We start from the raw sequence: 21,361 nt of genomic DNA, 5'->3' as shown, positions 1-21,361 counted from the left end.
CGCGACTTCATTCATCTAGGGGTGGCGGCGGGCCTGACCGTCGCTGCCGCCGATCAGATTTTCGTCACCACGGCCCGGGCACAACCGCAGCAAGGCGGCTTCGCCAAGCTCGGCATGGCGCACGGAGCGACCACGGATTCAATTGATCCGGCCGGCTATCCCGATACGTTCACGCAAACAGCTTTCTCGGGGGCCATGTCCAACAGCCTCACGGAGGTCGACGCCAAGGGTGGCATACAGCCGGACCTGGCCGAAAGCTTCGAATCTTCCAATGGCGCCAAGACATGGGTTTTCAAGCTGCGCAAGGGCGCCACCTTCCACAACGGCAAGACCGTGACGGCGGACGATGTCGTGACCTCGATGCGGTATCACATGGGTGCCGACACCAAGTCGGCAGCGAAGTCTCTGCTTGAACCTGTTTCCGATATTAAGGCCGACGGTCCCCAAACGGTCGTCTTTACGCTTAACAGCGGCAATGCCGATTTCCCCTACATCGTGAGCGACTATCATTTCGTCATCATGCCGAGCGTGGAGGGAAAAGCCGATTGGGCATCAGGAGCTCGAACCGGCGCATTTGTGCTTGAGAATTTCCAGCCGGGAGTTTCGGCCAAGCTCAAGCGCAACCCCAACTATTTCAAGAACGGCAAGCCTTACCTGGATGAGGTGGAATTCATCGCGATTACCGATTTGGCCGCACGCATGGCTGCGCTCTCGACCGGAGAAGTGGACTATATTGGACGCGCCGATCTGAAGACCCTCGGCATGTTGAAGCGCAATCCAAAAATCGAGATCATCGAGATCACCGGCTACGGCCACTATACTTTGCCGATGAACGTCACCATGCCGCCTTTCGACAATCCGGATGTGCGCATGGCAATGAAATGGGCGATCAACCGTCAGGAGATCGCCGACAAGATTTTCCTCGGCCATGCTACTGTTGCCAATGACGATCCAATCGCGCCGGCGATCAAGTTCTACAAAAACCCGCAGCCGCAACACAGTTTCGACCCCGAAAAGGCGCGCCATTATCTGAAGAAGGCGGGGATGGAAAAGCTGAAGGTCGACCTCTCCGTGGCAGATGCCGCCTTCGCGGGTGCGGTAGACGCGGCTGCGCTCATTCGCGAGACGGCCGCCCAGTGTGGCATAGACGTCAATGTGGTGCGCGAGGCTGAGGACGCCTATTGGGATAATGTCTGGCTCAAGAAGCCGTGGTGCGCTTCCTATTGGAGCGGTCGCGCGACCGCCGACTGGATGTTCACACAAGCCTTCGCAGCCGAATCCAGCTGGAACGAGTCGTTCTGGAAGAATCCCCGCTTCAACGAATTGCTCGTCAAAGCCCGAGCCGAGGCGGATGAGGCCAAGCGCGCCGACATGTATGGGGAAATGCAGCAGCTGACCCATGATGATGGCGGCAGTATCGTGCTGGTGTTCAACAATTTCGTCAGCGCCAAATCCAAGAAACTAGCCCATGGCGATGTGGCGCCGAATTGGGAAAATGACGGACTGAAGATGGCTGAGCGCTGGTGGACGGCCCAGGCATAGGGGTGCTTGCCAAGCGCGCCGCTCGCACCGCGGACGGCGCGCCCCAGGGAATACGCATGCGTGTGAATCCGGTCGCAAAAACGGTTCTGCAACGGTTAGGCTTCGGCCTGATCACGTTGTTCGTCGTTTCGATCATCATCTTTTCGGCGATCGCAATGCTGCCCGGCGACTTCGCCAAGGCGACGCTCGGTCAATCTGCTACCCCGGAAACCGTCGTGGCCCTTCAACACGAGATCGGCCTCGATCGCCCGCCAATCCAACGCTATTTCAGCTGGATCGGTAAGATGGCGCAGGGTGACTTTGGATCTTCCTTCGCCAGTCGAACCGGCTATCGGCGGACCGTCGCGGAAATCATTGCCCCTCGTCTCTACAATACCATGTTCCTGGCGGTAATGACCGCGCTCGTCGCGGTGCCGCTGGCATTGGGGTTGGGCATTCTTGCCGCCCTGTACCGCAACAGCTGGTTCGATCGGCTTGTAAACACGGTGACGCTTACGACGATTTCGTTCCCTGAATTCTTCGTCGCCTACATGCTCGCCTTTCTGATCATCTCGCGCGATACGTTTGCTGGCACGCAGTTCGCAGAGTCTTTACCCGTCTGGCTCGCGGTTTCAATCAACTGGACCCTGAACGTCGTACCGAAGTTCCCGACCCTGGCAAATATCAACGACCAGACGCCGTTCTGGGAGCACGTCTGGCGTGCAGCTCTGCCGTCCATCACGCTCACACTCGTCATCGTCGCTCACATGATGCGAATGACGCGCGCGGCAATCATCAACATGCTTTCAAGCCCCTATATCGACATGGCTCGGTTGAAGGGAATGAGGCCAATGGTGATTGTGCTTCGGCACGCTTTGCCAAACGCCTGGGCCCCGATCGTGACGGTTGTCGCCTTCAATCTTGCCTATCTCATCGTCGGTGTCGTGGTTGTCGAGGTGGTGTTCGTTTACCCCGGCGTCGGCCAGCTGATGGTCGATGCCGTGAAATCGAGAGACGTGCCCGTCGTGCAGGCCTGCGCCCTTGTCTTCGCCGCCACCTACATTCTGCTCAACCTGATCGCCGACATTATTTCGATTGCAACCAACCCGAGGCTTTTGCACCCACGATGACAAGCGCAGAGCCCGTCATCCAGACCACCGGAGCGCCCAGGGTGAGGCGCACGCGCCGGTCTCGCATGAGTATAGCGCTGAAGAAGGCCCCGCTCAGTGCCTGGTTCGGTATGGTTGTAACCCTCTGCTACGTCCTGGTCGCCCTATTTGCGCCGCTGATTGCTCCGTATCGAGAAACGCAGGTATTTAGCGAGGCATTCGCGCCGTGGGGCCACGAGTTTATGTTCGGGACTGACCAGCTCGGTCGCGACATGCTTACTCGACTGACCTACGGGGCTCGCAACACGATCGGCATCGCCTTCGCCACAACAATCATATCCTTTGCAGCGGGGGTGACGCTCGGCCTTCTGGCTGCAATGTACCGGGGCTGGCCAGACCAGCTATTGTCACGTGCGGTGGACGTGTTGATGTCGATCCCAAGCCTGATTTTCGCACTGATGCTGCTCTCGATATTCGGCTCCTCGATCACTAGCCTCGTTTTGATCATAGCGCTGCTCGATTCAACGCGGGTGTTCCGCTTGGCGCGAGCCGTCGGGCTCAACGTAGTGGTGATGGAGTTTGTCGAGGTCGCGCAATTGCGCGGCGAAGGCCCCGCATGGATATTGCGCAAGGAAATCCTGCCCAACATTCTGCCGCCGCTCATCGCGGAATTTGGTCTGCGATTTTGTTTTGTGTTTCTGACCATTGCAGCACTGTCGTTCCTGGGCGTCGGCATACAGCCGCCATCGGCTGATTGGGGGTCGATGGTGCGGGAAAACGCAACGCTAATCACCTATGGCGATGTCACGCCGCTGCTACCGGCGGGGGCCATTGCCCTTCTCACGGTAGCGGTGAATTTCGTCGTCGACTGGTTTTTGCATTCGACCAGCGGACTGCGTGATGAAAAATAACAGTGGCATCGCGCGCGAAAAGGGAACAGATCTTCTCCAGGTCCGGGACCTCCATGTTGAAGGCTTTTCCGATGAGCGCTGGCATCCGATCGTGCGCGGCGTGGATCTCTCGCTTAAACGCGGAGAAGTGCTCGGACTGATCGGTGAATCCGGCGCCGGGAAGTCGACTATCGGCCTTGCGGCAATGGGGTATACCAAGCCGGGATGCCGTATTACCCGAGGCTCGGTGCTGTTCGAGGGCGTCGATCTTTTGTCAATAACCGAAGCTCGCCGGCGGCGGCTGCGGGGCTCCCGCATTGCTTACGTGGCGCAAAGCGCGGCCGCCTGGTTCAACCCGGCTCACCGGCTCCTCGATCAGACCGTGGAAACGGCAGTTGCGCACGGGATCGCCAGCCGAGGCAAGGCCAATTCCGATGCTATTGACCTTTATCGACGCCTCCGGCTTCCAGAACCCGAGAGCATAGGCTTCCGGTATCCGCATCAGGTATCCGGTGGCCAGTTGCAGCGAGCCATGACTGCCATGGCTATGGCTTGCCGACCCGACCTGATCGTGTTCGATGAACCTACCACTGCGCTCGATGTGACGACGCAAGTCGAAGTCCTGGCCTCGATCCGCAGGATTGTTGAAGATTTCAACACGGCAGCGATCTACGTGACGCACGATCTGGCAGTGGTGGCGCAGATGGCGGACCGGATCATGGTTCTGCGCCATGGACAGGCCGTCGAAGAAGCCGACACGCGGCAGATGCTCACGGCCCCTGCCCAGGAATACACTCGCACGCTCTGGGCCGTGCGCAAGCTCGCCAAGCCGGAGGTTCAGACCCACGATCACATCCTGTCGATCGACAATGTCACCGCCGCCTATGCCGGAAGGGTTAAGGTGCTGGTTGACGTGTCCATCAAGGTTCCGCGTGGCCGAACCGTGGCAGTGGTGGGCGAATCGGGGTCCGGGAAATCGACGCTAGCCCGTGTTGTTACGGGCTTGCTGCCTGCCATGTCCGGGTCGATCTCATTTGATGCCAAGCCGCTTCCATTGTCCCTGAAGGAACGCTCGAAAGACCTGCTGCGGCGCATCCAAATGATCTATCAGTCGCCGGACAGCGCGCTTAACCCTCGCCAGACTGTCGAGGAGATAATCGCGCGTCCGCTCGAATTCTATTTAGGTTTAAAAGGCCAGCAGCGCGACCGGCGGATCGCTGAACTCATGCACATGATCGAGATGGACGAAGGTTTCCTCGACAGGCTGCCCGGAGAATTGTCCGGAGGGCAGAAGCAGCGAATCTGCCTAGCCCGCGCACTGGCTGCAAATCCGGCGCTCATCATCTGTGACGAGGTCACCTCGGCACTGGATCAGATTGTACAGGAAGAGATGTTGACGCTGCTGATGCGGCTGCAGCGCGAACTCGGCGTCAGCTACATCTTCATCACCCACGATATCGCAACGGTAAGAGCGATCGCCGACGAGGTTGTGGTCATGCATCAGGGGAAGGTAGTGGAGCAGGGCTTAAAAACCGAGATACTGACGCCGCCCCACGCAGCCTACACCGAACTGCTTCTTTCGTCCGTGCCGGAGATGGATCCGGACTGGCTCACGACTTTGCTGGCCAGACGGAAGAACCAAGGCATCGCAAGTGCGGCTGGTTGAACAGCCCTGCCAACCGGGACGACGAAGTGCCCGCCATGGCCGCTCGCGTCCGTATTGCCGATCTTGATGCGATCGATGCTGCTCCGGTAGCTTTCGTCCACTTCTTTGACGGGCCGAGCATGGAGAGACCTTTTCCGGCAACGAACACATGTTAAAGCGCGTCAACGCAAAGCAGCGTAACATTCGGCTCCCTGCCCACCCACGAGCAGAATATGGTCCGGCCTGTTAGCCCATATCCCCGCGCCCGACAGGCCGGGCTTCCTTATGGATGGTCCCACTCCCAAACCAGCGGATGAACTCTTTTCCCTCAAACGGATAATGAACCTTTTACCGGGGCTTGCTAAAATCGGCCCATGGCTCGCTTCTTCTTCGACCTGTCCCATGGCGGTGATGTCTACCACGATGCCCGTGGAGACACCTTCAAAAGCTCTGCGCAAGCCAAGGCAAGGGCACTCGACCTTCTACGCAGGTTCCCGGCCGGTGATCGCGATCTAATCTGCACGATCCGCGACGCATTCGGGCACTCGGTTGCTAACGTTAGCATCAGATCGGGGATTTCGGGTCGGGAAGCACTCGGACCTCAGTCCTCATTGCAAACGCTGTCGAAGGCCTTGCCATTCCTCGCTGGCGGCTGAAACCACTCCTTGGCGAGTAACCCCGATAGCCCGCCGCTGGTGTGCCCCCACACCTAGCGACGGGCTAAGGGTGGCCGGCGCCTCTCTTTGTTGGAGATTGCCTAAGCGGGCGCCGGCTTGGCGAACCGTGGTCCGCCGCAATATGCAAAGTAACTAAAACATCTGCGATCGACATGGTGTGATCGCGGAAGCTTGGGAGGCTTGACGGCGGCAGCGTCCCGTGGGACCTACAGCTGGCCACAGCAAGGCGCCAGGAGGCGATCGGCGCTTCGGTGCTGTAGGGTGCGGCGACGAGGAATGCGCGCTGGTGGCTGGTAGAGGGGCGGCCCGGCAGCCATCGGGGGAGTGGTAAGCCGCCGGGCCTAGGGGGACACCTAGGACGGGGAGCACCCGTCCCAGAAGCTCCAGCATGATCCCGACGGCGGCAGTTGGCAATTGCATAGCGGTTTATACGGCTGGCGGGCTCCTAGCCGCCACCATTCCTGCCCACCTTCCGCAGCCTGACGCAAGCGCCGGCGCTATCCTAAATCTTGTCGCTTCCGTATTGACGAAATGAGATCATCGACGCGACCCGCTGAAGTGATCGGTGCGTGTCGTCGAACTGATCGAGCGTCGAGTCGATTGCTGTAAATCCGCCTTAGCAAGTCGCGGGCAGTCTTGGCGCGCTCCCATGTGCGGCCGACGAGTTTGCATCCTCCCAAGGTCGCGGGCTCATCGGTAACGTCGTCCCAGACGGTCCATGTGCCAGACGGCTCGGAATGACAGCGAAATCTAGGTTGGCGATCTTCCATGGCCTCAAAACGGCCAGCAATCTATTGAGTTCGATCGAATATGCGAAGGTGGTTAACCGCCGCGCCGCGTCTGCTTCAACCTCACCCCGGCGCCGCCGCCGTTCTCGGGGATGAACTCGACGGAACCAAGGCCGATACTTGTGGTAGCAAAGGACCGCTACGTCGTGAACCTACTATCGGCGGATGCGTTCTGGTCAGGTTGCCACACGGCGCTGTCACGGAATTCGTTAGTTGAAAGGGTCTTCCTTAAGGAACGCCGGCGGGTTGAATCCAGTCCCCGCAACCAATTCTATCATAAATCTATAACCGTCCCGGTCTAACCGGGACGGCTTTTTGCGTTTGAAGGGGCAAGCAATTGCCGCGGCGCGCCTGGCGCCGCGTGTGCTCATTTTTCCATAAGTGGGAGCCGCATATTAGGTTCCGCTGATCTTAATTGGACCTTGAACCTTCTTTTTCGGAGAGCGTTGCCATTGGATTCAGGAGGTTTCCGATGGCGCGCTTTCAAATCGAAGAGATCTATGGCGAACGCATCGTTGCCACGACATCTGCAGAGGCACCTGATGCGCTCAGCGCCGCAGAGACCCTGACGGGAAAGGCGATCTCCACCAAGGCGTTGCAAGAGCACTGGTTTCGGGTTGTCGACGAACGCGAAGGCACCGTCCACGAATTCGGCATTGCGGAGGAGCCGTCAAAGGATTTTGCCAAATGATGAACTGCTTCGGCGCAAAGCCCGGCTCGCAGATCGAGGGTGACACAGGATTATGCGAGCCGGGCCTAGCCGCCGACACCTATTCCGGGGGGACGTGGTTCAAACTCGGCGGTAAGTAAAAGTTGTTCGATAATCGCTCGTGCTGCAATGAGGACTGAGGTCCCATTATCCTACCTGCTATGGTCCATTCGGAGCTCGCGAATGCGCCTGTCCCGATACGATCGTACGACCGTCGCCGAAGGTGGCGTGGCGTCGCAGCCCACAGGTCTGCCAGTGCGGATATGTCCCAGCTTGGGCGCACTGGACCAGGCGATCGCCCAGTCGGCTGGCGATGATCGGACCAAATATCGCCACCATCAGCCGGCGTGCTCCGACACGGGGCAGGTTGCCCCTATGCAACGATGGAGCGGAACCCGCATGGCTCTCGAGCGCAGAATTAGTTGCCGCGAGCCATGACCACATTGAGCGATCAAACGATCAATGTGGTTTTGCGACCGTTTTTGCCCGGAGCGGTGTCGGCGCCCAAGGGCTGCAGCCAAACACCTTCCCCGGTGGGCTGCTGTGACCACGGCTGCGCCCGACCGTCGCAGGAACAAAACGCCCTGGCGCCGATTGGTTTTTTGAAGGGACCAAACCCGCGGAGGAAAGGGGATGACGGTCGAACTTGTAGTTCTCGAAATGGCGGCTGCCCGGCAGCACGCAAAGCGAGCTGACCAGTCGCTGAAGCAAGCGACGGCCATGCTCGACGATAACCATGGAATCGCTGTGGGGATTGCGCTGTGCTGCCGCATCCGAAACGGGCAAGCGCGCGCGAAGGCGGCCAAGCGTCGCCTGCTGAAGATCGCCCCACCAACAACCGCGCACTGACGAGCAACAACACTCATGCAGATAAGAGTATCGTTAGTCCGCTGATTTCGATGCAATGCGCCCACTACCGCGCCATGGGTGATCTACACGAAGCCCTCTTGAAGGCGGTGAAGGAAATCACCGGGAAGGATGCAGAGTTCATCCGCTGGTTGGGGGCGGGTTCGCGTTAGGCCTTGGGGAACGATTGGGCAAACGGTCTTAACCGACGTCGATCCAGGCGGGTGCGTGATCGCTCGGCTTTTCCCATCCACGGGTCTCGACATCGACACCCGCGGCCAGAATGCTCTCCGCAAGGCATGGGCTTACGAGCAGATGGTCCATCCGCAGGCCTGAGCTTCGGTCGTAGCCGCCGCGATAGAAAAAGTTCCAGTAGGTGTATATGCCCTTGTCTGGATTGATCCGACGGATCGCATCCACCCAGCCCAAGCTCAGCATGCGGGCATAGGCTTTCCTGCTTTCGGGGAAGAAGACGGCGTCGCCCAACCAGCGGCGAGGTACTACGGCGTCTATCTCGGTGGGGACGACGTTGTAGTCACCACAAAGCACCGTGCGCTTGCCTAGTAGCGATTTGCTGTAGTCGACGAGACGCTCGAACCAACGAAGCTTGTAATCGAATTTGGGCCCTGGCGCCGGATTGCCGTTAGGGAGGTATATGCAGCCGACGATGAGACCGTCGATCTCCGCCTCGAGATAGCGGCTGTGGGTATCGTCAGGATCGCCCGGTAAGCCGCGATGGCGCTCGACCGGATCCCTGCCACGCGCCAGTATAGCCACGCCATTATAGGATTTCTGGCCATGCCAGATCGCACTGTAGCCGAGGTCCCGAATCGCCTCGAAGGGAAATTTGTCGTCCGACGTTTTCAGTTCCTGAAGGCAGACCACGTCATAGTCGGTCTCGCCAAGCCATTTCAAAAGCACCGGCAGGCGGCCATTGACCCCGTTGACGTTGAAGGTCGCGATCCGGGTCATCCCCTCGATTCCTGCTGGCGTCGCCTGAATATTGCTCTAGCCGGTCCGATAATCACAAATGCTTAGGTGCCCGCTCCTGCCGCGAAGAAATGGCCCCGTCGAGACTTCGACGGGGCCGTATCTTTAGAGCGGTGTGGTTCGGCGAACGCGATCGCGTTCCGCTTCGATGTCATCATAGGGCTCTGCGTTGGCGTCGAACCCTGTCCAGCCGCCGGCCTCGTAAGCGCTACGCCTCTCGTCGAGATTGACGGAACGCTCTCCTCGCAGGATCCGTTCAGCCTCGCCGGCAAGCCGATCATCCACTCTGGCAGTCACCAGACTGCCTCCGCGGCGCACGCCCTCGGCGTAGACATGTGCATCACGTTCCGAAACGCCAGATTCAGTCAGCGCCCCTACTATGCCGCCTGCGGCTCCGCCCACCACAGCGCCGCCAACCGCGCCGACAGCCGTAGCAGCGAGCCAGCCTGCGGCCACAACGGGCCCGACACCGGGGATCGCCATGATCCCGAGCCCCGTGAGCAGGCCGCCCGCGCCGCCGACGAGCGCTCCCAGGCCGGCACCAGCGGCGGCATCTTCGCCGGCTTCTGAAGTCTCGTCCTGTCGATACCAATTGTCGGAATTGTTGGCCACGATGCTGATGTCGTCTCGCGGCACGCCAATGGCTTCCAATTCGCTCACGGCGTCGGAGGCGTCCTGATAGTCATCGAAAAGTCCGGTGACAGTGGTCATTGTTTCACTCCATTTCTGAGTTCGGTTATTGAGCGCCGGCAACCACGTTGCCTTGGAAATCGAGCGCTACGGTCACCTGCTTTCCGTCTTTCTGGGCGGTGCCGCGCCAGATGCCTTGGTCGTCCTTCGTCAGCGCGCTGACATTGGAGAAGCCGGCATCCTGAATCCGCGATTTCGCCTGCGCTTCGGTGAAGCTGTTGGCGCCAGGCACGGGCGCGGCCCGATTATTGGTGTCGCTCGTGGACACCGCGGGCGTCGTCGAGCTCGTCGTGGAAGACTTGTCGCTGGTGCCGGATGCGATCTTTTCGATCATTTCCTGATGCATTTTGAGCGTCGGCAACGTCTGCTGCGCGAATGTCTTGAGCTGAGCATTGTCGCCGTCCTTGGCGTAGCCTTCGAACAGCTTCACAGCGTCAGCATGTGCGTCGCGCTGCATCTGCACGTAAGACTTGTCGAATGCGTCCTTGCCGGTGTTCAGGGTGTCGAGTTCGCTCTTGTGCGCGGCGTCCGTCTGGGCAGGCACCTTCAGTTTCTGCTCGCCGGCGATCGTCTCCAGCTTGGCGTTTGCCGCGCCGTGATCGTCGATCATCTTCTGCGCGAAATCTTTGACTGCCTCATCTCGAGCCTTGCCTTGTGCGATCTTGCTCGACTCGACCTCGAACATGCCTCCGGCGGCGGCCTTGTCGACGAAGTCCTGAGCTTTATCGGCGGCATAGGACGGCACGGCAAATATCAGGACCGCGCAGGTGGACAGCGCTGTCATTAGAAGGCGGTGTTTCATCGATAAGTTCCTTGCTGAATGGGTGTCACTCAACAAGCGCCAGACCCCTTTGTTCCGGCCGCCACACGATTTCGGGTTGGTGGCGAGAGCGCCTCTTTCACCGGCGGCGACATTCGGACCGGCTGTGTGGACGAGGCGGGTTCCTCGCGGGCGGGCCCGTCTGCCGCGCGTCTGAGGAAGCTGCTGCGCTCTGCATCATGCTGTCGCCGGTATCGACAGGCTCTTGCTGATCCGGTGCAACTGCTCGCGATGCTGGCGATCCGATTGCCGGCTGCGGCTCTGGCTTCCCTGATCACGGCCTATTGGTCCGATATCTGGCGCGTGCTGCGGGGCGGCTAAGCACGCACCGAAGCTATGTGATCTCGTAATAGAAATCGCAAATCAAATCGGCGACTTTCGCCGCTTCGAAGTCGGTCATGTGCGCCGCGTTCTCTACGGCGACCTGACACTCTGATGACAAGAGCAAGATTCGCGACAGCTGTATGCTTGGTTTTTACATGCCTTGCGCCCGCCTTTGGGGCGGCGGATCTGATGGAAGAATTTAGCTACGAGGCCCAGATCACGGCATGGGAAATGCGAACCGGCGAGGTGGTGGCGCCGTCAGCACGCAAGGCGGTCCTGAGGGCTATCGCGACGAACTTCAGTGCGACAGCGACCTACGCCGGTATGGATGTGAAGAGCACTTCGAAGGTCGCGGAAGCAATCCAGGACGCTGGCGACTTTTCCGTAAAGCCGCGGGGAATGATAGCGAAGGCGAAGTGCGATTTGCCTGGTACGATTCCAACCGATTCGCCACTGTCGCCAGCACACTCAAACCAGAGCTCGTCTCGTTGCAGATCGAAAGGATGCCCTCCATAACGATCGTAGTCGACCCGGTTCCACCGGTTGACTACCTTGTCCAGATCAACGGGGACCCGGTTCGGGTCAATAATGAGGGCCGATACAGGGTCGACGCCGGCGACGTGGTCGTTCGGGTAACTCGAGCGTCGCGCCAAGATTGTCTCTGGAAGGGAAACCTTCAGGCCGGAGCCGTGCCACAGGTGGCGTGCAAGCTTTGAGTCCGAGCGATGCTCGCGCCGGGTGTGCGTGTCCCCGCAACCAATTTTATCATAAATCAATTACCGTCCCGGTCTAATCGGGGCGGTTTTTGCGTTTACGCCTGACCCACAGTTGGCCGTGGGCGTCGCGCAGCCGGAGTGCAAAGCAGCGCAGCCTTCGTCAATGAGGCCGATCACCTTGCCGGCGCGTAGCGGCTTACCACCAGGCCGCTGGCATGGGCCTTCGAGCCGAGCAGCTTCAGCCGGGCGAAACCGCCTTGGTCGAAGATGTGGCGGCCGGCGCCCAGCACGGCCGGATCATGCTACTGCTGTTTGGATGGCAAGCTGGTCATTTGCGGGCCGCAAGTCTGAAAGCCATCACTTGTTAAGGCTCAACTCGGGGGACCGACGGCCGATCCCAATGCCGCCCTAGACAGGTGACTCCCGGTTCTCACCGGAAGCCACCTTGCGCCGTAGGTCGGTCATTCTCCTGGCCCGTAGTATGACTCGGCACGCGATGTCGGTCGGCGCCAATTCAATTTCGGGTGGCTTTAACGCCAGACGCCACGCCCTTGAATGCAGACGACGATGTCAACGTGTCGAGCATGGCGCACATGTTGTTCGGACTATCAAAATTGAAGCCGAGACATCTCTGATCAGCCGCGCAGGCCATCACACAGTCGGGATAGCTGCTTCGAACATTCGCGTAAGCCCCTCCAACGACGACTGTGTCTTTGGCGAAAACAAGACTAGAGTACTGAAGATTCGCCTTAATGGCTCCCTTCGCCGCCATCACTGCGTCCGGACTCCTCACCAGAACCGACCCGTTATTTTTCATGAAACAGGCGGCGTGCTTCTTATCGTAGGTGAGTGCCAAGCAGCGGTGATCCGCTTGGCATTGGGCCTGACACTGTTCAAGAGAGACATTCCAGGCGGGCATACCCGGCAAATCGTTTCCGATTGCGTCCCATCCGTCCTGCACAGACAGTTCGTCGGCCGCGGCTGCTGCTTCTTTCCGCTGCTGGTCCATGTCGAAATCGCTTGGCGAGAAACTGGCCTCGTCGAGCCAGAGGCAGCGGCTGGCGAGCTCTCGCGCGGAATTGTCATCAAGGCCCACCGATGCAAGTGTCTCGCTAGATGACACCGGTGCCTGGGGCCTCGACGTAGGCGAGAGTCTGTCGACAAGGCTTACCTGGACTTCAACTCCGGTGTTTGCCAGTTTTCGCGTATAACACCAAGCCGTATCCCAAGTGGGATCTTTTTCGCTATCAAAATGATGGCCCGACTCGAGTTTCCAGGTGCTACCAGCGTAAGTCACATGGCGATATGCGAACTTCACAAAATCGAATGTATCTGGATTGGAGGGATCCGTAGGAAGCCGTGACTGCTCTTTCGACGGCGATTTCGGCTTTTCCGTCTTTCCTTCCTCCGCGACTGTCTCGTCTCTTGAAATTTTTTCTTCTGACTTTTTCGTCTCTTTTGGCTGGATCTCTTTGGGGCTTGATGGCTCGTTTTGGGCGACCGGGGGGTCCGACTGGATCACCGTTCGGTCGCGAGCAAAGATCAGCCATACACCAATGCCAATCCCAACGGCGGCAATAGCGATAGCAGCGCCGCTAGCCAGTCGCCGAAATGCATTGGCACGAGCGATCTTGTCGTGCGCATCGGCTTCCGCCTGCAGGGTCGGAATAGCCGACCGTTTGATTTGCAGATCGACCGCCTGTTCGAGAAGCTTGGTGTTATGTCGTACGAGCACGTTTGCTACCCCCTTTCGCCCCTGTTGTCGGCGCGTCAAGGTCTCTCTTTCTCCATTCGATCGTATTGCCCTTTTGCAGAAACCTTCACCAGATCGACTACTTCCGGGGGCAGTTCCCGATCCAAGGCCCGGCGTAACGCCTCCGGGTCGTCAGTAAGAATCGGGACATAAAGGATCTCTTTGACGACTTTCTCTACTTCGACCGGAACCTCGATGCGCTTTTCGACTTCTCTGTCGACCGGCACCTGCACCGGTACCTTCCGGACACGGCGCCACCGCCAGCGGAGCAACATGCGGCGTAGCAAACGCGAGAATTTGCTATCACGCTGGACTTCGGGCTGCGCGCCGATGCGTTGCAGGGCCAGCGCAACCATCGCTGTGATCGGCCCCGCCAACGCGGCGATGAATGCAAGCGAGGCGAACCAGATGGTCGACACCGTGCCGGCCTGAGCGTCTGTGACGTCCTCCGGCTTCACCCCATACCAACGAGCTGCCAGCCTGCGTATCTGGTCGTTTCGAGCGACCGGGAGGCGTTCTTTTTCCAACCGGTTCAGTTCCGCCATGATCGCGTCTTGCCGCTTCTGATTGTTCCCGAGCGTCTCCGACTTGCGAGTTGCCGCTTCCTGAGCGGTTGCTAACGCAGTACGTGCTTCATTAAGCTTTCGATCCCAATCGGCAGCGGTGTCGTCGTAAAGTTTCTCCAGATCGTTGCGCCTAGCCTCAAGACGCTGTTTGTCCTCTGGGGTCATAGCAGGACTATTTTTTCGCAACCTCTCATATTCAGCGCGGGCCGCAGCGACTGCAGCCTCAAGTTCTGCCAATTTCGGCGCGAACTCGGCTTCCTTTTTGGGCCGCGGGTTAGTCAGCTTGTTCAGCCCTTCTTCGTTGCGCTGGACTGACGCAAGGTCGCCTTTTTCGCGTGCGCTTTTTATGCGATCAACGTAGCTATCCCGCTGTCCTTCGAATTGCTCAACGGCGTCCTTTATCTCTCGATCGCGCCGATCCACGAGCGCGCCCAGCGCTGCTTGTTTCTCCTCGAGAGACACTTTGGCCTGCGCCGCGGCCGGTGAAAGGGTGGTTGCGGCTTGCAGCTCTTCGTCAACCTCTGTTATGCGTGCACGCAATTTGTCGCGCTCGGCATCAGCCAATCCACTGAGCTGTTCGAGATCGCTTCGGGCCTTTGCCTCGTCGTCGGTGTTTCGCAAGCTTTCGGCTGCAGCCTTGAGATTCTGAAGCTCTTGCTGGAACGCTTTCGTTTGGTTGGCGAAGTTGGCGTATTGCACCTCGCGCATCGTGCTGGCACGCTCCAATCCAAGAAGGACTGTCTCAAACGTGATGCCGGCCAATACGAGTAGAAACGCCAGGATCACCGGTTTCCAAAACCACGAGGCGCCGAACAGAAGTGTGGCGATTGGGATTTTTGTTAGCTCAGCAATCGAGATCATAAAGAACGGGGCACTTGCAAGGACAAGGTCCATTGAGTCCGCCGCCTCATTGGCAACAAAGCCGCGGTAACTCAGAGCGACGCCGGTTGCTAGACCGATAATCGCCGCAACGATTTCAAGTGCCCACGCGCCGCGATACGTCCACTGGCCATAGCTCGCCAGTTTCTGGCTCATTGCCGTGTACATATGCAAACCCCACCCGTTACAAACCCATCTTGACACGCGACGCCAGCAATTGCAGCAAAATTTACCGTCAGATGCTGCGTATCTTCGAATACGGTGAATAACCCAGCGAGCCCAAGACAAAGACGTTGCTGCGTCTGGCACGAATGGTCTTTGGAAGAATATTGACGCCGACGCCGTGATCGCAGTCTGTCAATAATTTTTCAATCACAGCAAGACCGCTTCAGTGTCAATTTCAGACTATTAGAAAACTGGCTGCCACCGCCTCTCCGATTCCGACCTGGACGAATTGATTATTGAAAGCGCCAGGTTGCGGCAGCTGGGCTGCGTGAGCCACCTGCGTGGCGCCTTATCAGCGCCTATGTTTAGTTTGTCCACGCGAGCAACCTTCTAGAATGGCCGCCAGCAGCGCAAACCGAGCGCCTCTGCGAGAGAGCATTGAAGCACCTTGGTTTCGAGCTCCCCTGCATTCTTGACCTCGACCATATAGTCCGCCTCGCTGCAGCGGACGGTCCAGTAGCCGGCCTCTTCCGATTCTCCCATGAAGATCATCTTGCTCGCGCCTGTGCAGTTGTAGGCGTTCGAAATGATCGATTGAAACGCGGTTAGTCGATTGGGCTCCGGAATACTCTCAACAAGGTCAGACGCTCGACCTGCAAACGCAGCCCCTGGCAGAAGCGAAAATACCGCCGCAAAAACGGCTGTGAGCGCTCCGTCGGTCAGCATTGGCTCTCGCATGGAATACCGTCCTTGTCGCGATCGAGCTTGCCGCCCCAAGAACAGTTGGCAAGGTACCAGTTCGCTTCGTCGCAGGAACTGATCTGAGAACAGGTTCGCCGTGGCTGGCAGGAGTAGCTCGACGACTCCGCCTGCGAATTCGTTATGGCCAATCGCTGCTTTGCGGCTGATTGCTCAACCTGCTTGGCGCGCCAGGTCCATGGTTCGTCGAAAAAGCCTTTCCATAGCCCAAGCTTGGCTGCTTTCGCCGCTGCCTGCTGATGGGCATAGGCGCCATAGCTGTATTTAGGCCAGTCGAGCGCGAGACCGTTCTTGACGAGCCAATCGGCGACGTCGGCGCCATCCGCCCTCGCACACTTCCCGACAAACCGGCCGTATTGATCCCAGGTCACAAACTCACACATTGTAGGCTTCGATTTGGCCAAGAACTTCTGCAGGCTTGATGTGATCTGCCATCCGCACGAGTAGTTGAAGTGCTTCGCGTCTTCACACTGCTGAGCATATTCCGGAGCGTCTATGCCGTTGAGACGGACGCGTCTGCCTCCAATCTCTATCGTGTCACCGTCGATCGCTGTGGCGGGACCCGCAAGCGTTGCGATCTTGGGCTCGGGCTGCGGTTCGGATCTGGCGATTGAAGGCCGCGATGACGGATACGCGTTAGGAGTTGGGGTACTCGTTGGAGTTGATTTGACAAGTAGGCGTTCATTGGCGGTCACGGTCTGGCCGCTTGGCCTCATCGGCGTCTGCCGATCAGAAGGCCAATGCCAAGCCACCAGACCCAACAAAGCGAGCCACGCCAATCCCCTGACCCGCCTTGCGGCCACGACGACGCAGCCCCTTAAGACGCTGCCGGATTGATGCCGGCCGCTCTCAGGCGTGTGCCAAGCTGCGCCCGCGTGGCACAGGCAGCCTTGTCCCCGGCGACGCACTTCTTGTTGGCATCTGACCAGTCCAGCAGAGCAGTGTTGATCCAACTGCCGGGCGCGCGCGCGACGCCATAGGGTGTCGGCGTGGTTCCAGCCGCAACGGCTGCTGCTGCCGCGGGGGCTTGGCCATGCGGCGCTCGTTTCCAGCCGCTGATGATGAGACAGTTCCTCATGAACTGATCTTCGGCGATAGCGTTGCCCAGCGCGTTGCCTATGCCCGCGCCAGCGACAAAAGCCGGCGACCCAATCGCAATATAGCCTTGGTCGGCTGACCGTTTTTGCAATTCGCATTGAGCATGGGCGACGTCGAAACTCGGCCCAAACCCTATCTGAACGTAGTCCGCTTGATTGCTAGTCTGACAGCCGCACAGCACGGCGCTGGCACAAAGTGCCATCAACACCTTTACTCTCATACCCCCAGCCCTCCCACGGCTTAGGGCTAAGCATCTCTTAAAGAGAATATTTGTGCAAGAGGAAGAGCTATTAAGAGTAAACGCGACAGGGGCTGGTCGATGCTCTACAGCGAGCGGTTGGGCGAGTTACCCTGTCTCTAAAGGTAAGCGATTGTTTTTATGGTCGACCGTTACCGATCGCTCGCCTTCAACAGTGCCAGGGCACTTAGGGCGCGGCAGATACCAAGTGGCGCAATGGGTATGGCTGGGGGCGCATTAGATTTGTTGAAGACCGGTACTCCCAACCTCCGAATTATCGTGCAACAGAACAGCGTTCCAATTAACAAACGAAGGGATAGACACGCCAGTAAATACCAACGATCTGGTAGAGCGTCTTGCAATCGCGCACGGGCTTGCGAAGACGCAAGCGAAAACGGTAGTCGAAGATGCACTGAAAGGAATTGCGAGGCCGTCGCGATGTCTCGGAATGTCGCTTTGGCAGCAGCGTGGTTCGAGCTGTGTACGGTCCATCTGAGGGCGTAAGAAGCGCCTTCAGAACCTGCAGTGAGAGAGCTAAGAAGGCGTCCATATCCAACTTGAGAACAGCACTTTTGGAAGCAGAAGGCCTCTGACAACCTTCCCATCTATCCGGTCAGCTGTAGATCCCATGTCAACGCGGTTGGCGGCTTACGCGAAGCGGTGAGACGGCGGGATCACTCGGTCCAAAAGTAATATCGACCCAGTCATCGTCTTCCGGCTGCCCATCGATGAATTCGATTTTTGTTATTGTTCTGCCTTCCGCAACAAACTGAGCAAACATCTCAGAGACCCTGGGAGGACGGCTCTTTCTGCCATCCAGAATCTCCGTCACAGCAACATCAGCGAGGATCTGGGCCACGAGCGCGCGGGTATCCTTATTTTGTCGTTTCCGAAGATCGTCATTGCACCCCGAAAGCCTGAATTGTTGCCTGTTCTCATTCGATTTGAATAGGCGGATTCGATGTTCTGTTGTGGAGGGTCCGATCGAGCTAGCGCCTCGCGGACAAGAATTTCGACCAGATGTTGAGTTGGCTTAGCCCTAGCGATTACGCTGTAGCTGACGGTATAGCCAGGGTCCCTGTCCAGACGCAGGGAATGAGGCGGCAGTACAAACCCTGACCCGGTGGGGTGCCTTGGGCGATCGTCTTTCTGAACCGTGAATAGGACGATGAAATCGAGCTTGGCGCTCTTTGTCATGTAGCGCTTCGCGATGTCGTGGATCGGGAAGGTTTTATAGGCCGAGCCTTTCGTCCAGAGATCCGATCCTCCGTCGCAAAGGTAAACCCCTCTGATCGAGCCGGCCGGCGCGGAAGCGAGCTGGGTGCTGCCTTTGTCCAGTGCGCTCTTGGCCACAGAATCTACGTCGCGGTCATGCCGTCGATGCGTGGTGAAAGACGGGAAGTTCGAGCCGACCAGCGGCATATCCTTGTATCGAGGTGGCTCGAAGGTGACTGTGGTTGTCACACCATCAAAGGATACCGCGTGGGTGAACGGAGAGGTGAAATCACCACCGATCCTAAGCAAATCGTGGGCGATGGTCTTTGTCACTTTCGAAATGTCGTTCTTGGGAGGAAGAACAGGTACATGCACATAGTCGCCGTCGATCTTAGCTTTGCGCGACCCGAATTTGACGGTGAAGTCACCAAGCACGGCCAGCCGGCGAACGATTTGTTGGCTTAGTGCATTCATGAAAAAATGGACTGGGTAGAGGTCGTGCGAGTGATCGTCAGAGACAGCCTTTACATCAATGTAAATAGATTGGTCAGGAAGGAAAATATCTGGCTTTTTGCCATCCGGAAGGACGGTTTCGTGCTTGGCGTTGTGGGCCAGGAGATGGCCAACGAAAAGATAGAGCTCCCAGACCTCCGGAATGCCATTTCTGTTGGCGGTATCGACGTTCGTTGCCAGTTTTCTAAGTTGGTCAGCAGGCACGTGCGGAGCAGCCGCGTAGATCAACTTCTGCAATGTGCGCCTTGAGAAAATCAGCATTATGACGCCGCGCCTCTCGTCAGCCGGTCGGAACGATGTCGATAGGTCTTCCCCAAAACGTGCATCCCCAAGCCGAAAGAGTGCGGTTTCAAGTCTAGAGGATTTAGTCAATTCTAAAACACGCCTTCCCCAATTATCCACATTTTGAGGTTGGATGACCGGATACTTGACTTTTCAATGAGCGCGCTCGCATCACTGCAGGGGGAGGCAGCGGTACAAATGAAGAAACCTAACGAGTCTTGGAGGACTTGGCACGTCCTTCGGGCAGCCAACGAGGAACGGCGCAGAAGGGAACGGCTGCCAGGCGCCCAGCCGCCCCTCGAAACAAAGAGTGCAGGGTTGCAGGCTCCGGACGCCAAACCGAGACTGCCCCGCCCGCCGGCGGACGTCCCGACGCCAAAGATGGAAATCAAAAGAGGAAGCCGGCGCAAGCCGTTTTTGTACATCAGGCCACCTGCCAATTTCTCACTGAGAGCGAACTACGAGCAAGTCGCATCATTTTTTACCCATCTGCGATATCAGATCTATCGGGACAAAATACCGACCGAGCTCCCAAGAGCTGTTGCCTTTGAGGCGTTCAAACATGCCTCGCCTAGCGCAGCGCTCGTTTTGGCAGCCGAGCTTTACCGCTGGCAGCAATTTCTCGGGAAGAAGCTTCGCATCATTCGGCACAGTCTCTGGGATCCTGGCATCGATGCGCTATTCCGGAGCCTTGGGCTATTCGATTTCCTTGAAACTCCAGACATGCCCGTGGTTCGTGCGCAGCCTCAGCATCCACAACTGCAGATGCTCAAGTACCGAACGGACACCGACGTGGTCGGCGCGAAATGCGACGACCTGCTCGAACACCTCGCTGAGATATCCGGGCCAATCCATGCGGACAATTTCATATATGACGGCCTGATTGAAGCGTTGAAGAACTCGAAGCAGCACGCCTATTCGGAACCGGACGTGTGGTTCGGCGTTCCTGCAGGCACGTGGTTCATGTCAGGGTCGTACGACCGATCGTCAAAGTCACTTACAGCGGCAGTGTATGACATGGGCGTGGGTATTCCGCATACGTTGCCCAGGGCCACCATCTGGGAAGGGGTGCGTGGGATTTTGACGACCATCACCAGTTCCGTAGGAGGGAAGAGCGACGACGCGCAAATGATAATGGCGGCGATGGAATACGGGCGAACGCGAACGATGATACAAGGCCGCGGCAATGGCCTTCCTACCATGATGCGGATTCTCGATCACCATCGGGGTTACCTGCGAATTATAAGCGGGACTGGTGAAGCTATATATGATAGCCTAACAGGGAGGATTTCCACGACGAACCACAGGGTTGCCCTGGGAGGAACGTTGATCGAGTGGAGTATAACAAAATGACCGTGGCGCTGAGGAATCGGGTGCAGACGATCAACATACTTCGCGATTTTTCCAGAACCCCTGGGGGGCGCTACTACACGGACGGGCCTGCCTCGGGGCAGAAGTTTCGTCAGGAATTGCTGATCCCGACCTTGGCCAAGAACGACCGCGTCATCATCGAAATGGATGGCACGCGTGGCTACCCATCGTCCTTTCTAGAGGAAGCGTTTGGTGGATTGGTACGGGAGCTAAAAATGACGACCGAGGAGTTCGGAAGACGGGTCGAGCTACGCGCCTCGCCTGATTTTGCCGTGTACATTTCAGACATCGATTTGCACGTCAGAAAAGCAGCCAATGGCGGACGGGGTTGAGACTTTTGTAATCTCGATCCTTGGTGGCATTTCGTCCGGCTTGATCGGGTTGGCTGGCTTAGCCATTCAACAGCGCTTCACGTCGAACACGCAGACGATCGACGCTACGCTGGCCGAGCTGGAGAAAATGACCGCCGAATGCGCAGAGAAAGCGTCCTCCGTGTGGATGGCGCCAGGCGATCCTGTGTCGGCTGACGTTGGATATACCGTCTGCTTGCTCCATGACATCAACGTCTTCGCGAATTTCGTCACGGAGCGGGTCGGGAACTCGCGTACGCGAGTGAATTCCCCATTCTTGAATTTTAGGCTGGCGACCACTGGCGACAACTTTGATGTGAAGGACCGCCCGCCGGATCCTGATCGGGTGATGGAGATCAGGTCTACGGCAGCCAAGCTCAAGATCGCGTTTCGGGAAGTCAACTATGAACGGAAGGCCTTCCACTTTCCGTTCGTCAGCCGCTGACG

Annotated in this window: 21 protein-coding genes; 10 read left to right on the top strand and 11 right to left on the bottom strand. The window is 58.1% G+C overall.

The features are described 5' to 3' along the window. Nucleotides 1-21: 21 nt before the first annotated feature. The 7 genes from LB535_RS22605 (at nt 22) to LB535_RS22580 (ending at nt 8,188) form a co-directional block, all read left to right on the top strand. On the top strand, nt 22-1,542 hold the full coding sequence (locus LB535_RS22605) for an ABC transporter substrate-binding protein (protein ID WP_224633745.1): 1,521 nt from the start codon (nt 22-24) through the stop codon (nt 1,540-1,542). A 62-nt stretch (nt 1,543-1,604) separates the two neighbouring features. Then, entirely contained in the window at nt 1,605-2,651 is a 1,047-nt protein-coding gene (locus LB535_RS22600) for an ABC transporter permease (RefSeq protein ID WP_224633774.1), read from the top strand. 65 nt (nt 2,652-2,716) lie between these two features. Beyond that, the gene (locus LB535_RS22595; protein WP_224611432.1) at nt 2,717-3,541 is read left to right on the top strand and encodes an ABC transporter permease; all 825 of its coding nucleotides are present in this window, start codon (nt 2,717-2,719) and stop codon (nt 3,539-3,541) included. After that, entirely contained in the window at nt 3,531-5,186 is a 1,656-nt protein-coding gene (locus LB535_RS22590; protein ID WP_224633735.1) for an ABC transporter ATP-binding protein, read from the top strand. Before LB535_RS22595 ends, LB535_RS22590 begins: the two co-directional genes overlap by 11 nt. A 353-nt stretch (nt 5,187-5,539) precedes the next feature. Further along, on the top strand, nt 5,540-5,821 hold the full coding sequence (locus tag LB535_RS29110; RefSeq protein ID WP_411969599.1) for a DUF6894 family protein: 282 nt from the start codon (nt 5,540-5,542) through the stop codon (nt 5,819-5,821). 1,281 nt (nt 5,822-7,102) lie between these two features. Next, nucleotides 7,103-7,321 carry a hypothetical protein gene (locus LB535_RS22585; protein ID WP_224633729.1) on the top strand — a complete coding sequence of 73 codons (219 nt, stop codon included), beginning with the start codon at nt 7,103-7,105 and terminating at the stop codon, nt 7,319-7,321. 651 nt (nt 7,322-7,972) lie between these two features. Then, complete coding sequence (locus tag LB535_RS22580; RefSeq protein WP_140859725.1) at nt 7,973-8,188, top strand: hypothetical protein; 216 nt, start codon at nt 7,973-7,975, stop codon at nt 8,186-8,188. A 198-nt stretch (nt 8,189-8,386) separates the two neighbouring features. Here the strand turns inward: LB535_RS22580 and xth are convergent, their stop codons facing one another. The 11 genes from xth to LB535_RS22525 all read right to left on the bottom strand — a co-directional run bounded on the left by xth (nt 8,387) and on the right by LB535_RS22525 (nt 19,172). After that, nucleotides 8,387-9,157 carry an exodeoxyribonuclease III gene (xth, locus tag LB535_RS22575; RefSeq protein ID WP_224633728.1) on the bottom strand — a complete coding sequence of 257 codons (771 nt, stop codon included), beginning with the start codon at nt 9,155-9,157 and terminating at the stop codon, nt 8,387-8,389. A 123-nt stretch (nt 9,158-9,280) separates the two neighbouring features. Beyond that, nucleotides 9,281-9,886, bottom strand: a complete 606-nt coding sequence (locus LB535_RS22570) for a general stress protein (protein WP_224611436.1) — start codon at nt 9,884-9,886, stop codon at nt 9,281-9,283. Between the two features lie 25 nt (nt 9,887-9,911). Then, a complete protein-coding gene (locus tag LB535_RS22565) occupies nt 9,912-10,667 on the bottom strand; it encodes a DUF4142 domain-containing protein (RefSeq protein ID WP_224633727.1) in 756 nt (251 codons plus the stop codon). Nucleotides 10,668-11,323: 656 nt separating this feature from the next. Then, nucleotides 11,324-11,785, bottom strand: a complete 462-nt coding sequence (locus LB535_RS22560) for a hypothetical protein (protein WP_224633726.1) — start codon at nt 11,783-11,785, stop codon at nt 11,324-11,326. Nucleotides 11,786-12,239: 454 nt separating this feature from the next. Beyond that, nucleotides 12,240-13,460: a PAN domain-containing protein gene (locus LB535_RS29005; protein ID WP_224633724.1), complete on the bottom strand. Its 1,221-nt coding sequence runs from the start codon at nt 13,458-13,460 to the stop codon at nt 12,240-12,242. A 35-nt stretch (nt 13,461-13,495) separates the two neighbouring features. Beyond that, entirely contained in the window at nt 13,496-15,079 is a 1,584-nt protein-coding gene (locus tag LB535_RS22550; protein WP_224633723.1) for a hypothetical protein, read from the bottom strand. A 399-nt stretch (nt 15,080-15,478) separates the two neighbouring features. Beyond that, nucleotides 15,479-15,814, bottom strand: coding sequence for a hypothetical protein (locus tag LB535_RS22545; protein WP_224633722.1), 336 nt, complete (start codon nt 15,812-15,814; stop codon nt 15,479-15,481). Next, nucleotides 15,808-16,542 (bottom strand): thermonuclease family protein, encoded by a 735-nt coding sequence (locus LB535_RS22540; RefSeq protein ID WP_224633721.1) that lies wholly within the window; start codon nt 16,540-16,542, stop codon nt 15,808-15,810. Before LB535_RS22540 ends, LB535_RS22545 begins: the two co-directional genes overlap by 7 nt. Before the next feature lie 122 nt (nt 16,543-16,664). Continuing rightward, on the bottom strand, nt 16,665-17,165 hold the full coding sequence (locus LB535_RS22535; protein WP_224633720.1) for a hypothetical protein: 501 nt from the start codon (nt 17,163-17,165) through the stop codon (nt 16,665-16,667). Nucleotides 17,166-17,814: 649 nt separating this feature from the next. Then, nucleotides 17,815-18,042, bottom strand: coding sequence for a hypothetical protein (locus LB535_RS22530; RefSeq protein WP_224633719.1), 228 nt, complete (start codon nt 18,040-18,042; stop codon nt 17,815-17,817). Further along, the gene (locus LB535_RS22525; protein ID WP_224633718.1) at nt 18,012-19,172 is read right to left on the bottom strand and encodes a hypothetical protein; all 1,161 of its coding nucleotides are present in this window, start codon (nt 19,170-19,172) and stop codon (nt 18,012-18,014) included. The genes LB535_RS22530 and LB535_RS22525 overlap by 31 nt, the downstream gene beginning before the upstream one ends. 177 nt (nt 19,173-19,349) lie before the next feature. Between LB535_RS22525 and LB535_RS22520 the strand changes: the two genes are divergently transcribed. Genes LB535_RS22520 through LB535_RS22510 form a run of 3 tightly spaced genes read left to right on the top strand, consistent with a single transcriptional unit; the run spans nt 19,350 to nt 21,359 of the window. After that, nucleotides 19,350-20,546 (top strand): hypothetical protein, encoded by a 1,197-nt coding sequence (locus tag LB535_RS22520; RefSeq protein WP_224633717.1) that lies wholly within the window; start codon nt 19,350-19,352, stop codon nt 20,544-20,546. Then, the gene (locus tag LB535_RS22515; protein ID WP_224633716.1) at nt 20,543-20,896 is read left to right on the top strand and encodes an STAS-like domain-containing protein; all 354 of its coding nucleotides are present in this window, start codon (nt 20,543-20,545) and stop codon (nt 20,894-20,896) included. Before LB535_RS22520 ends, LB535_RS22515 begins: the two co-directional genes overlap by 4 nt. Further along, on the top strand, nt 20,880-21,359 hold the full coding sequence (locus LB535_RS22510) for a hypothetical protein (RefSeq protein WP_224633715.1): 480 nt from the start codon (nt 20,880-20,882) through the stop codon (nt 21,357-21,359). The genes LB535_RS22515 and LB535_RS22510 overlap by 17 nt, the downstream gene beginning before the upstream one ends. The last annotated feature ends 2 nt before the right edge of the window (nt 21,360-21,361 follow it).

Source organism: Mesorhizobium sp. CA10 (assembly GCF_020165285.1).
Taxonomy (GTDB): Bacteria; Pseudomonadota; Alphaproteobacteria; order Rhizobiales; family Rhizobiaceae; genus Mesorhizobium.
This window is presented reverse-complemented; position numbering and strand designations above follow the sequence as displayed.

What these genes read in the sequence shown, in the direction of transcription:
- LB535_RS22595 (WP_224611432.1), top strand. Translation starts at nt 2,717, where the DNA reads ATGAGTATAGCGCTGAAGAAGGCCCCGCTCAGTGCCTGGTTCGGTATG.
- LB535_RS22590 (WP_224633735.1), top strand. Translation starts at nt 3,531, where the DNA reads ATGAAAAATAACAGTGGCATCGCGCGCGAAAAGGGAACAGATCTTCTC.
- LB535_RS29110 (WP_411969599.1), top strand. Translation starts at nt 5,540, where the DNA reads ATGGCTCGCTTCTTCTTCGACCTGTCCCATGGCGGTGATGTCTACCAC.
- LB535_RS22585 (WP_224633729.1), top strand. Translation starts at nt 7,103, where the DNA reads ATGGCGCGCTTTCAAATCGAAGAGATCTATGGCGAACGCATCGTTGCC.
- LB535_RS22580 (WP_140859725.1), top strand. Translation starts at nt 7,973, where the DNA reads ATGACGGTCGAACTTGTAGTTCTCGAAATGGCGGCTGCCCGGCAGCAC.
- xth (WP_224633728.1), bottom strand. Translation starts at nt 9,157, where the DNA reads ATGACCCGGATCGCGACCTTCAACGTCAACGGGGTCAATGGCCGCCTG.
- LB535_RS22570 (WP_224611436.1), bottom strand. Translation starts at nt 9,886, where the DNA reads ATGACCACTGTCACCGGACTTTTCGATGACTATCAGGACGCCTCCGAC.
- LB535_RS22565 (WP_224633727.1), bottom strand. Translation starts at nt 10,667, where the DNA reads ATGAAACACCGCCTTCTAATGACAGCGCTGTCCACCTGCGCGGTCCTG.
- LB535_RS22550 (WP_224633723.1), bottom strand. Translation starts at nt 15,079, where the DNA reads ATGAGCCAGAAACTGGCGAGCTATGGCCAGTGGACGTATCGCGGCGCG.
- LB535_RS22545 (WP_224633722.1), bottom strand. Translation starts at nt 15,814, where the DNA reads ATGCTGACCGACGGAGCGCTCACAGCCGTTTTTGCGGCGGTATTTTCG.
- LB535_RS22535 (WP_224633720.1), bottom strand. Translation starts at nt 17,165, where the DNA reads ATGAGAGTAAAGGTGTTGATGGCACTTTGTGCCAGCGCCGTGCTGTGC.
- LB535_RS22525 (WP_224633718.1), bottom strand. Translation starts at nt 19,172, where the DNA reads ATGCTGATTTTCTCAAGGCGCACATTGCAGAAGTTGATCTACGCGGCT.
- LB535_RS22520 (WP_224633717.1), top strand. Translation starts at nt 19,350, where the DNA reads ATGAGCGCGCTCGCATCACTGCAGGGGGAGGCAGCGGTACAAATGAAG.
- LB535_RS22515 (WP_224633716.1), top strand. Translation starts at nt 20,543, where the DNA reads ATGACCGTGGCGCTGAGGAATCGGGTGCAGACGATCAACATACTTCGC.
- LB535_RS22510 (WP_224633715.1), top strand. Translation starts at nt 20,880, where the DNA reads ATGGCGGACGGGGTTGAGACTTTTGTAATCTCGATCCTTGGTGGCATT.